Origin of the sequence: Pedobacter miscanthi (assembly GCF_003315595.1) — a bacterium.
Taxonomy (GTDB): Bacteria; Bacteroidota; Bacteroidia; order Sphingobacteriales; family Sphingobacteriaceae; genus Pedobacter; species Pedobacter miscanthi.
The window spans coordinates 141,271-153,828 of sequence record NZ_QNQU01000003.1 but is presented as its reverse complement, the minus strand read 5'-3'; the positions used below and the strand labels follow the sequence as shown (position 1 = coordinate 153,828).

9 protein-coding genes are annotated in these 12,558 nt (G+C 38.3%); 6 read left to right on the top strand and 3 right to left on the bottom strand.

Annotated elements, in window-relative coordinates:
* Positions 1 to 126 precede the first annotated feature (126 nt).
* On the bottom strand, positions 127 to 735 hold the full coding sequence (locus DRW42_RS04380) for a SprT-like domain-containing protein (RefSeq protein ID WP_113947616.1): 609 nt from the start codon (positions 733 to 735) through the stop codon (positions 127 to 129).
* 289 nt (positions 736 to 1,024) lie between these two features.
* Complete coding sequence (locus tag DRW42_RS29365; RefSeq protein WP_113947615.1) at positions 1,025 to 3,292, bottom strand: helix-turn-helix domain-containing protein; 2,268 nt, start codon at positions 3,290 to 3,292, stop codon at positions 1,025 to 1,027.
* 348 nt (positions 3,293 to 3,640) lie between these two features.
* Between DRW42_RS29365 and DRW42_RS04370 the strand changes: the two genes are divergently transcribed.
* Positions 3,641 to 5,224: a peptide chain release factor 3 gene (locus tag DRW42_RS04370; protein ID WP_113947614.1), complete on the top strand. Its 1,584-nt coding sequence runs from the start codon at positions 3,641 to 3,643 to the stop codon at positions 5,222 to 5,224.
* Between the two features lie 81 nt (positions 5,225 to 5,305).
* Here the strand turns inward: DRW42_RS04370 and DRW42_RS04365 are convergent, their stop codons facing one another.
* Positions 5,306 to 6,340: a helix-turn-helix transcriptional regulator gene (locus DRW42_RS04365; protein WP_113947613.1), complete on the bottom strand. Its 1,035-nt coding sequence runs from the start codon at positions 6,338 to 6,340 to the stop codon at positions 5,306 to 5,308.
* 290 nt (positions 6,341 to 6,630) lie between these two features.
* Between DRW42_RS04365 and DRW42_RS29190 the strand changes: the two genes are divergently transcribed.
* The 5 genes from DRW42_RS29190 (at position 6,631) to DRW42_RS04345 (ending at position 12,368) form a co-directional block, all read left to right on the top strand.
* Positions 6,631 to 6,921 (top strand): hypothetical protein, encoded by a 291-nt coding sequence (locus DRW42_RS29190; protein ID WP_244215184.1) that lies wholly within the window; start codon positions 6,631 to 6,633, stop codon positions 6,919 to 6,921.
* 7 nt (positions 6,922 to 6,928) lie between these two features.
* A complete protein-coding gene (locus DRW42_RS04360) occupies positions 6,929 to 8,149 on the top strand; it encodes a TROVE domain-containing protein (protein WP_244215183.1) in 1,221 nt (406 codons plus the stop codon).
* A gap of 970 nt (positions 8,150 to 9,119) precedes the next feature.
* The gene (locus tag DRW42_RS04355; RefSeq protein WP_113947612.1) at positions 9,120 to 9,881 is read left to right on the top strand and encodes a nucleotidyltransferase domain-containing protein; all 762 of its coding nucleotides are present in this window, start codon (positions 9,120 to 9,122) and stop codon (positions 9,879 to 9,881) included.
* Positions 9,841 to 10,932, top strand: a complete 1,092-nt coding sequence (locus tag DRW42_RS04350) for a DNA polymerase beta superfamily protein (protein ID WP_244215182.1) — start codon at positions 9,841 to 9,843, stop codon at positions 10,930 to 10,932. The genes DRW42_RS04355 and DRW42_RS04350 overlap by 41 nt, the downstream gene beginning before the upstream one ends.
* A gap of 11 nt (positions 10,933 to 10,943) precedes the next feature.
* Positions 10,944 to 12,368 (top strand): RtcB family protein, encoded by a 1,425-nt coding sequence (locus DRW42_RS04345; protein WP_113947611.1) that lies wholly within the window; start codon positions 10,944 to 10,946, stop codon positions 12,366 to 12,368.
* Positions 12,369 to 12,558 lie beyond the last annotated feature (190 nt).

The window sequence follows — 12,558 nt, the reverse complement described above, 5'->3', positions numbered from 1 at the left end:
AAAGGGTCGTCATCTCGACTGGAACGCAGTGGAATGGAGAGATCCATCTCGAGACAGATTTAGCTTCGTTGGGCACCACGTGGTTCTCGGCTTCGTTGCAACTTCGCTCGAAATGACGATCTTGGGTTATTCCACTACAAAAACCTCTGCCAAAGGATTAAACAGGTACAAACGCTTATCATCCAAACATATACACCGGTAACGTTTCCTGATCCTTTCGCCTTTGGTAAAACGCCGTCCATCTTTGATTTTAAAAGTGGTATTAACCGGAAGTTGTTCTAAATGTAAAGTCTCTGTTTTATTACTATCATACTTTTTTAAAGCCCGCGATAAATGCAGATCGGAACAGCTCGATGCCGCCGGATTAGACATATAATTATCGATTGCTTTATGGATATCATCAGGGAAAATATTTAGTTCAAAAAAAGGAACCATCATGCGCTGGAAATTCTTTTTCCATTCCGAACCGTGTGGCTTTACTTTATTCTTGAAATCGTTCCAGGTAAGCAAATGTGCAAATTCATGTACCGTGGTAACCAAAAAAGCATAATGATTAAGGTTAAAATTTACTGAAATGCGGTGCCCTTTTCCCTGATAAGGGTGACGGTAATCACCCAGTTTTGTAGAACGCGTTTTAGAGATCTTAAATTCGCACTGAAAATAATCTATCCATTTTGCAATTAGCGGCGCCGCAGGTTCGGGCATGTACTGCGCTAAAACTTTAACTTTCTCCATTTAAACGCAAAGTTCGCAAAGTTTTTAATAGAAAACACAATTTTATGATAGATATACCACAGAGCACAAGGAGTTTACACAGAGAAAACAGAGGCAATTTTAATAACCATTCATAATACGCTTGTAAACTAAGTTTGAGAGCGATTTATATCATAATCGTCATCTCGACTGGAACGCAGTGGAATGGAGAGATCTGTCTCGAGATAGATTTCTCGACTTCGCTGCACTCCGCTCGAAATGACGATACTATACTAAACATCAGATCCTAGTCTCAATAATTTAAATAAGCTTAATCCTCTGAAGGAAACAATGATGCCAGCACCATTTTAATCTCCCCAAACGAATAATCTTTTCCTAAAAATTCCCTGATTGTTGCCATTGACTTTGTTTTCTGACTTTCTACAGCATCTGCAATATTTCTGATCTTATTGGCCTTTACCAGTTTGGTTACATCCAGTTGTTGGGTTGAAACATAATAAGCCAGGTGCCCTTCGATGGTACCCACAGAAAAACTACGTTCTTTTGCAATTTCTTCTATTGTTTTTCCTTGCTCATAAAGCTCAAAACTCACCAGTTTGGTATCTATTTTCGGTTCTTTTTTCTTTTTCTCTGAAGCTGATTTTACTTTGAGCGTTTCTCCTTTTAATTGAATGGCTTTTTGGAGCTGTTTGCCTCTTTCAACGGTATTTAATAATGCATCGGTATCTGCCTTGCTAAATTCTTTACCCTCAATTAATGCCTGTAAAAGCGCTTTGCTTTTGTGCATTTTTTTCAATTGTTCATACACCAGGATTTCAAGCTCAAGCAATTCGGTAACATAAGTTTTAATTTGCCTTTCTTCCTTAACTGCTTCAATCTGTGCCAGAAAACGGTCTGAAATTTCCTTAACCAAAGGATTAAAATAATTCAGCGCGGCAACTACCCTTTTCGATACGTTAAAAAAGGTATGCTCCGTTTGTTGTGCGAAGAGGTTTTTTAATTGATTTACGAAGGTATCTGCCGTGGCGGTTATTTTTTGAAAATCGGTATAAACCGTTTGCGTCCAGTCTTCATATTTCTGTTTAGCAGATTTTTCACTTTTATCAAAAGTTTGGCGGTGTTCTTTCAGATAATAACGGATCAGGTTCAGGTCGAAAGCCGCCAGCAGGTAACTGCGGATAAAAGTATAACTCTCCGTACTAATCTGTTCGTTTAGCACTTCAGAAGGCTGCTTGGTTTTAGAAAAATAATGTACGTTCTGATCCTGTTGCAAACCACTTTCGCGCAGGTGAGAGGTTAAAACCAGGCCTTTTAAAGAACGTAAACGCGATAATGCTACATAAGCCTGCCCGGGGGCAAAAGCTTCGCCTACATCAATAATGGCTTTATCAAAGGTTAAACCCTGACTTTTGTGCACCGTAATGGCCCAGGCCAGTTTAATAGGATACTGGATAAAAGAACCTGCAACATTTTCTTTGATCTCGTTGGTTGCTTCATCCAGCTTATATTTCACATTCTCCCAGGTATAACGGGAAATCTCAATGACTGTTCTTTCCTCAGGTAACTCAATTTCGATTGTGTCCTTTTCGATATGGTGCACCACGCCTATTTTTCCATTATAATAACGTTTTTCGGCAGTCATGTCGTTTTTAATAAACATCACCTGCGCACCAACTTTTAACTCTAAACTTTTATCATTCGGGTAAGCGTATTCATTAAATTCGCCCTGTATTTTTGCTTCGAAAAAGTACGATTTAGTATTCAATTGCGCCAATCGCTCGCGGTTAATACTATCAGCCTTATTATTGTGGGTAGTTAACGTAATATAATTTTCATCTGCTGAAGGTTTAAAATCCTGTTTGAAATGCTGTTTCAGTAAAGCAGTATCTTCTGCAGTGATTTTGTTGTTCCGCAGGTTATTTAGCAGATCAATAAAAACTGAATCATCCTGACGGTATATTTTATCCAGTTCGATATAAACCGGTGGATTATCCTGCAGGGCCAGTGCGTCAAAAAAATAAATGCTTTTGTAAAATTTGGCCATAATGCGCCATTCGTCATTTTTTACTACGGGAGGTAACTGGTGCAAATCGCCGATAAACAATAATTGTACGCCACCGAAAGGAAGATTTCTGTTCCTCCGCACATAACGCAAAGCAAAATCAATGGCATCGAGCATATCGGCCCGCAGCATACTTACCTCATCTATCACCAATAGTTCGAGCTCCTGCAACATGCGGCGCTTATTGCCCTGCATGTTTAAATGTTTTACTAAAGTTTTGGGCGTATTAAAGTTGAAATTAATGTTTTCATTGATCAAAGTACCTGCAGCATCAGGAAAGAAAGCACCAAACGGCATCTGGAACAGCGAATGGATGGTTACCCCGGCTGCATTAATGGCCGCAATACCCGTAGGTGCCACAATTAAGGCTTTTTTATGCGTAAGCTGAATGAGTTTCCTTAAAAAAGTTGTTTTACCAGTTCCGGCTTTTCCGGTTAAGAAAACATGTTTCGAGGTGTAATTAACAAATTTAGCCGCAATTTCTGCGGGCATAGAAGTTTCTTCTAGAGTGGGCATCGGCAGTAAAATTTTAGTTAGCAATAAACGGAGGGACGAATAAAGCTAAACATTTTAGCACAAAACTAAACAATGATTGGTAAGAAATTTTAATTTTAAAGGGATAATTTTCGATAAATGCCACTTATATAGCCAAAGAAGTCAAGTTTTTAAAACTTGACTTCTTTAATCCTCTCTTACTACCTGCTTTTCAAACCTTTAACAGTAAAGCTATTTTCAATTAACCAGTTCAAACTTTAACCAAATTACTTATCTTTGCGGCCTGATGAAACAACAATATTCAAATCTTATCGCTGTTAAATTCCTTTAACAAGGTTTCATCGCTTTTTTTACACCCAAAATTTTATGATGCTTAACCCTGAAATAGAAAAACGTAAAACCTTTGCCATTATTAGTCACCCCGATGCGGGCAAAACCACGCTGACAGAAAAATTTCTGCTTTTTGGTGGTGCCATCAACACTGCCGGTGCGGTAAAAAGGAACAAAGCGAATCAAAGTAATACTTCCGATTTTATGGAGATCGAAAAGCAACGTGGTATCTCGGTTGCAACTTCGGTAATGGGTTTCGAATACAGTGGCAAACGCATCAATATTCTGGATACACCTGGTCACAAAGATTTCGCCGAAGATACTTACCGGACTTTATCGGCCGTGGATAGCGTAATTTTAGTGGTCGACTGTGTAAAAGGTGTGGAGGAACAGACTGAGAAACTGATGTCGGTTTGCCGCATGCGAAATACCCCGGTAATTATTTTCATCAACAAAATGGACCGTGAGGGTAAAGAGGCATACGATTTATTAGATGAGATCGAAGAAAAACTGAACATCAGCCTTTGCCCGCTTTCGTGGCCAATTGGCCAGGGGCATACCTTTAAAGGTGTTTACAGCATTTATAACAAACATCTAAATTTATTCAATTCGGATAAAACCAAGGTAACCGATTCGGTTGTGGCGGCTAACGATTTAAATGATCCATCTTTATTAAATTACCTTAAAGAAAACGAAATCAATACCTTAAAAGATGATGTGGAGCTGGTTGATGGCATTTATGGTAAAATAGATAAGGATTTATATACCGATGGTTTGGTTGCACCTGTATTTTTTGGCAGTGCGATTAATAACTTCGGGATTAAAGAGCTTTTAGACACTTTTATCGATATTGCTCCAAGTCCACGCCACAGAGAAGCCGAAGAACGTGATGTATTGGTTGGAGAGAAAAATTTTAGTGGATTTGTATTTAAGATCCATGCCAACTTGGATCCGAAACACCGCGACAGGATTGCCTTTTTAAGGATCTGTTCAGGTAAATTTGAACGCAATAAATTTTATTATCACACCCGTCAGGATAAGAAACTGAAATTCTCTAACCCGATGGATTTTATGGCCAACGAAAAAAGTATTGTTGAAGAAGCCTGGCCAGGCGATGTGGTGGGTTTGTACGATAGCGGTAACTTTAAAATCGGTGATACTTTAACGGAGGGTGAAAAATTACAGTTTAAGGGCATTCCGAGTTTCTCTCCTTCTATTTTTAAAGAGGTAGAAAACATGGACCCAATGCGTACCAAACAGCTGGAAAAAGGGATTGAGCAATTAACCGACGAAGGTGTAGCGCAGTTATTTGTAATGCAGCCCGGAAACAGAAAAGTGATTGGTGCTGTTGGTGAGCTTCAGTTCGAGGTAATCAATTTCAGGTTAGAGCACGAATACGGTGCAAAATGTCGTTTCCGTACCTTGAGTTATACCCGATCGAGCTGGGTAACTTCTACCGACAGAAAAAAACTCGATGAATTTGTAAAGCGTAAGCAACAGCACATCGGTTTCGATAAGGAAGCCAATCCGGTTTACCTTGCCGATAGTGAATACATGATTAATTTAACCAAACAGGATTATCCTGATATCGAATTCCATAAAACAAGCGAGTTTAAGAGCTAGTTTTGAATGAAAGAGTGATTGAATGAGTGAATTTATTAGCACAGTTGCCAATATTCTCTCATTCAATCATTCAAAATTCAATCATTTAATATCTGTCTCCTCTTTACTTTCATATTGTTTAAAAGTCAACTCTAGCCGTCTTTTGATTTTTGAAATCAACAATCGTGGAGAAAGCACTTTAACACACTCTCCAAAACCCAAAATTTCCCGTTCCAGTTCATAATTTAATACCACATCGATCCTGAAAGTGGTGGTTTTATCGTTTTTTGATAAGATTACCTGCGATGAATGCAAAGGCTTCGTTACCACATAAGGTGCATGGTCGTTGGTAAATTCAAGAATCACTTTCTGTGCACGATCTTTCTCATTTTTGGTTACACCGATTAAATCTTCGTAATACCGGTCGAAATCTACCCCTTGATGAGCAAAAAATTCTTCGTTGGGCAGTTCCTGAAATTCAACAATCCGATCTAAGGCTAAATTTAAGATCCCAGGCCTCTTTTTTGCTTTACAGATCAAAAACCAACGGTTCCTGTACTCTTTTAGCAGATACGGAAAATAAATTCCCTGTTGCGATTGCTGTGCTTTGAATGATTTATACTCAATCAATAAAGACCGTTTGTTTAAAACTGCCTGGTACAAGGATGGGATACATTCCAAACCTTTAACTAGCTTATTACTTTCCAGCTGGATATTATTTCCACTTTGTTTGGTTGATTTGTAGAGGTTATTTTCCAAACGGGCAATCATATCGCTCATTTCATCGAAATAATTAAAGGCATTAAACTGCTTCAGTACACCCACAATTTCTTTCATTTTATCTACATCCGCATTATTAATCGGTGCTTTGGTGATACTGAACGCCGGGTCTTCGTAAGCGTAAAAACGTTTATCTTTTACTACAATCGGTGCATTATAACCCAGTTTATCACTCCGCATCAGCTGAATATCGGCCTGGATGGTACGCTTGCTTACTCCTGTGGTAATACCTTCCAGCTCATAAAGCGTTCCCGATACCTTTTCTATAAGATCTTCTAAAGTCCATTTCCGGAAACGGTTTCTCAAACAATCGTCGATGGTTTTATACCTGATGAGCGCTAATTTATTTACAGCCATTTTACAGCGATGTTAAGTTTTTATCAAAAATCTGATGATTTCTTTAACCTAAATATACGAAAGTGCTTAACATCTACGCAATACAATTGCGCAGATCATAATAAAAACAAATATTCTGAGGGAAAAATAAAATTTATTTAATTAACAATCAGTCAGTTAATTAAAAAACCATAAAGTATTTTTCGCTACGCAAATCGGCTGCGTAGTGGTGGTGGCATCTTTGTAATGTCAGAACGGCAAAGATATTTGCACTGATAAAACAAAAGATTAAACACTTAATTAAAACGATTATGAAATTCAATTTTTTTAACAGGAACACACAGGTAACAACAAATCATGAGGGTGCGAAAGCATATCTAATGAGTCCTGAAATGGAACTGTATACTGCAGTTGTTACAACAGGATTGAACGATTCGTTTTACGAGGCAGGCAACAGCAGGCTGGAGAGAATTAAGACTTTAATTGAGAAATGCAATCCTGAATTTATATCAAGATTGGCTGTTTACGCCAGAACTGAGATGAATTTGAGATCAATACCAATGGTTTTATCAGTAGAGCTGGCAAAAAAAAACATCTGGTAATTCGATCGTGAGCAAAACGGTAAACAGGGTTGTTCTACGTGCCGATGAAATTACTGAGTTATTGGCTTACTATCAAATTGCAAACGAGCGGACTCAAACTAAAAAGTTGAACAAGCTTTCCAAACAAATACAAAAAGGTTTGGTGGCATCTTTTAACAATTTTGATGAGTATCAATTTGCTAAATACAATAGAAACGCCGAGGTGAAGCTAAAAGATGCTTTGTTTCTGGTACATCCTAAAGCTAAAGATGCCAACCAACAATTGATATTTAACAAAATAGCATCTGATAGTTTAGCTACACCCTATACCTGGGAAACGGAGCTTTCGGCCCTGGGTAAAAACAGATTTGAAAACGAATCTGCCAGAGCCTTGGCCTTTACCAGGAAATGGGAAGAAATGATCGAAAGCAAAAAAATTGGTTACATGGCCTTGTTGAGAAACCTGCGCAACATTTTGGAAGCCAATGTATCAGGCAGCCATATTGAAATGATCTGTGCTTATTTATCAAATGAAAAAGCAGTTTTAAGCTCGAAGCAATTACCATTCAGGTTTTTATCAGCTTATCGTGAGATCAAGGTGATGAAGTCGAAATACACTTCGGTTATATTGGATGCGCTTGAAGATGCAGTAATGTACAGTGCAAAAAACATTAAAGGTTTTGGCATTAATACTTCGGTAGTGATTGCCTGCGATGTATCAGGTTCCATGCAACATGCCATTTCGCCAAAAAGCTCGGTATTTTTATACGATATCGGATTAATGTTGGCGATGTTATTACAATCGCAATGCAAAAATGTGGTATCAGGTATGTTTGGCGATACCTGGAAAATAATCAATATGCCAAAAAGAAATGTTTTGGCAAACGTTCAGGAGTACTATAGAAGAGAAGGTGAAGTGGGTTACTCAACAAACGGACATCTGGTTATTGAAAGCCTGATTAAAAAGAGAGAAGTGGTTGATAAAGTGATGTTATTTACCGATACACAAATGTGGAACAGTAATCATACCAGTCATTCGTTCGCCACATCATGGACTAATTATAAAAAAATTGCTCCGGATGCAAAGTTATACTTATTCGATCTTTCAGGTTATGGTAAACTGCCTTTAGATATACAAAAGAATGATGTTTACCTTTTGGCAGGATGGTCGGACAAAATTTTCGATATCCTTTCAGCAATGGAAGATACCAAATCTGCTTTAGAAAAAATAAATCAGATTACAATGTAAACCCCTCCCGCAATATTTAGTTGCGGGAGTTTAAAAGAAATTAAAGAAAAAGCAAGTGTCGTAAAGAAGAGTTACTTCGCACTCTTAATGCCCGTGTCGCAGGTTCGAATCCTGCCCCATGAAAATGGGTAGCTCAGTGGTAGAGCAGGAAACAGTCTCTTTTTGCCTTTTACCTTGCTCTAATAAACAAAAAATATTAAAGTATTAAAAGCATGAATTACATTAAAAACCCCTCCCGCAACATTTTGACTGTGGGAATTTGAAAGAAATTTAAAGATCAGCAAGTGTCGTAAAAAAGAGTTACTTCGTATTTAGGGATACCCGGGTTGTAGGTTCGAATCCTACTTCTTATAAAATAGAATAGCTCAATTGGTTAGAGCAGGAAAATAGTCTCTTTTTGCCTTTTACCTTGCTTAATAAAATATTGATAAGTGCCGTAGATAAAAGTTACTTCGGATTCAAGCCCAGGATGCTGATTCAATTCCAGCTTCTGCTAACGCAGAATAGTTTAAGTTTTAGAACATGGGGAAATGTCTTTTATCACTAATTGCCTTATCTATAATAAAAACAGGATGCCGTAAACAAGAGTTACTTCGTCGCAATTGAGGGGAGGAATAATGAAGTTGTAAAACCAGCAAGATTATCCGGTTCGACTCCGGCACGACAAGCCCCATAAACTTTTGTTGCTTTTTGCTTCTGTTAATTAAAAAATTAAGATGCCGTTGTGCAAGTGTTACGTCGATTGATTGAATATAGTGCAGGTTCGAATCCTGCTAGTAAATACACACTTGCCAGTATTGCTCTTAAAATTTACGCGCTCTCAAAAAATGGGTGCCGTTGAAAAATGTTACTTCGTCCAAATTAGAATCAATACATTTTTCCCTTATCGCCTCATTAATTAAAATGAACTAAATTTAGAAACCCCTCGGCCAGGTGCATGTTGCCTGACGGGGATTAATTAGAAAATAAAATGAAAACCACCATCATAAACAAGCTTGCAGAAATAGAACGATCTAACAATATCAAAATATTATTTTCCTGCGAATCAGGAAGCCGTGGATGGGAATTTCCATCACCCGATAGCGATTTCGATGTCCGTTTTATCTATGTACGTCCACTTAATTATTATCTTTCCGTTTCGCAAAAAGACGATCATCTTGGTTTTCCGATCAATGACGAGTTAGATATATATGGTTGGGATATAAAAAAGGTGCTTAAATTAATCCGTAAATCGAACACTACTCCTTTCGAATGGCTACAGTCGCCCATTGTTTACGGAGAACAGGCTCATTTCAGGGATGAATTATGGGCATTGTGCCAATCTTATTTCTACAGGAAAACGAATGTCAACCACTATTTAGGAATAGCACATGGCGCATTGGAAACCGTAACAAATGGCAACGAAATCAAGATCAAAAAGCTTTTTTATGTACTTCGTTCTTTACTTTCGGCAAAATGGTGCCTGGAGAAAAATACAATTTCACCAATGACCATAGGTCCGCTTTTAACCCTGATGCCAGCACAGCTTCAAAAATTGGTAAAGGATTTAATCACACTAAAATCGACTTCTGCCGAAGGATTTGTCATCAAGATAGATCCTGAATTGAGTAAGTATATCGATGATGAATTAAAAAAATGTACCGAAGGAGCCAAAGTTTTACCAAAAGAAAGTTTTGAAAACGAAATGCTCGATGTCTTTTTTAGAAACACAATTAGCCGTTATGACCATTAAAGATTTAAAAGATCAAAACCTGCTTTTATTTGAATGTTTAAGCGGTAGCAAGGCTTACGGATTGGATACGCCACAATCAGACACTGATATTAAAGGAATATATTATATGCCAAAAGAAATGTTTTTTGGTTTGAAGTATATTCCTCAGATCAGTAATGAAAGCAACGACGAAGTATATTATGAAATCGGCCGATTTGTTGAATTACTGATTAAGAACAATCCCAACATTGTAGAAATTTTAGCTACGCCAGAAGAATGCATCCTGTACAAGAATCCGATAATGGATAAATTCAATATAGACCTTATTTTATCCAAGCTCTGTAAAGATACTTTTGGCGGATATGCATTAACCCAGATTAGAAAAGCAAAAGGTTTAAATAAGAAAATTTTAAACCCAATGCCAAAGAGAAGGAAAACAGTTTTGGATTTTTGTTTCATTACGATTAATTACTCTTCAGTAAAAGCTAAAAGCTGGCTTACAAGAAACGGTGTTTCGCAGGCAGATTGCGGATTAGCGAAAATTCCGAACACTAAAAATCTTTATGCTCTATTTCATGATGCAGAAAAGAAATTTAATTATAAAGGGATTGCAAATAAAGAAACTGCTAACGAAGTCTCCGTATCATCAATACCTGCCGGGGAAAAAGAAATTGCCTATCTCTTCTTCAATCAGGATAGTTATTCATCCTACTGTAAAGAGCATAGCGAATATTGGGAATGGGTAGAAAAACGGAATGAAGTACGGTATTCAACAAACAAAAGTCACGGTAAAGATTATGATGCCAAAAACCTGATGCACACCATCAGGCTGCTTCAGGTAGCGCTTGAAATTGTACGTAATGGAAAACTTAGCGTAAAACGGCAAAACCGCGAGGAACTTTTATCTATAAAAAATGGCGGATTTGAATACGATGAAATATTAAAAATGGCAGAGGATCTGATGCTGCAAATAGAAAAAGAAACGGCAAAAAGCAAACTTCAGGAAAAACCGGATGCAACACTGATCGAATCTTTACTTGTAAAGACGAGAACAGAACTATATGCCAATTAAAAAACAAAACAATGAGCAACAACATAACAGGTAACAACCTGATAGAAATAGGTTATGCCGAAGGAAAAATAGTAGGTTTAGCTTTAGATATTCTGAAAGAAAATTTTGCGGATACTGAAGAAAAAGAATTATTGGCCTTATTTAAAAAAGTAAAAGATTATCCCGAAAGTTTTCTGGATGATGAAGTGTTGAATACGTTGGCAACAGCCGTGATGGAAGAAGCCAACCCAAAACCGGATGGAACTATCGAACTGATCAGCGACGCTAAAGATTATTCCGTTTTCGGCGCGGATTATATTGAAGAAGGTGCTCGAAACCAAATGGATATTGCCATGAAACTACCGGTTTCGGTTGCAGGTGCTTTAATGCCTGATGCGCACCAAGGTTATGGTTTGCCCATCGGTGGTGTTCTGGCAACCAGAAATGCAATTATTCCGTACGGTGTAGGTGTAGATATCGGTTGCCGGATGGCTTTGAGTATTTTCGATATTCCTGAAAAACATTATTTCGGGAAAGATGCGATGTACAAAAGAGAGTTAATTGCGTTTACCAAATTTGGTGCAGGTCAGAATTTTAAAGGCAATGAAAGAGCCGATCACGAAGTTTTAGAAGATGAAGCGTTTAACTCTACTCCTTTTCTTAAAAACTTACATGGAAAAGCCTGGGCACAATTGGGTACTTCGGGTGGCGGTAACCACTTTGTAGAATGGGGGATTATTGATTTTGCAGAACGGGATGAAGTTTTGAACATTGATAAAGGCCGTTACGTGGCTTTGTTAACCCACTCTGGTTCGCGTGGTTTTGGAGCTACCGTTGCTGATCATTATACCAAACTGGCAAAAGAGATTTGTAAACTCCCTAAAGAAGCTGTAAACCTGGCTTATCTGGATATGAATAAAGCTGAAGGGCAAGAATATTGGATCGCAATGAACCTCGCCGGGGATTATGCCTCAGCTTGCCATGAAGTGATCCATAAAAGATTAACGAAGGCTATTGGCGCAAAAGTTTTAGCCAAAGTAGAAAACCACCATAATTTTGCCTGGAAAGAGACGTTTGAAGGTGAAGAAGTAATTGTTCACCGAAAAGGCGCTACCCCAGCTGGCAAAGGTGTAATGGGGATTATTCCGGGAAGTATGACGGCTCCAGGCTTTTTGGTGCGCGGTAAGGGCGAAACAAGCGCCACCAACTCGGCGTCGCATGGTGCCGGACGTGCAATGAGTCGTTCGAAAGCCTTTCAATCGATTACGAAATCAGATATGAAAGCGATTTTAAAGGACCATAATGTTACCTTAATCGGTGCAGGTTTAGATGAAGCACCAATGGCTTATAAAGACATTAACAAGGTGATGGCAGCACAAACAGAACTGGTTGATGTGGTGGCTAAATTTGAGCCGAAAATGGTGCGAATGGCCGATGATGGGAGCAGGGAAGATTAGTCTTCAGTCCAAAGTCCTTGGTCTTAAATCTACAGTAAAATCCAATAAAAATGCCGTCATCTCGCCTGAAACGCAGTGGAATGGAGAGATCTAATCTCGCAAAAAAGACCCTGAAACAAGTTCAGGGTGACGACTTGCTTTAATAGTTGTCATCTCGACCGGAGCATCGCGGAGCGCAAAGATTTATCTC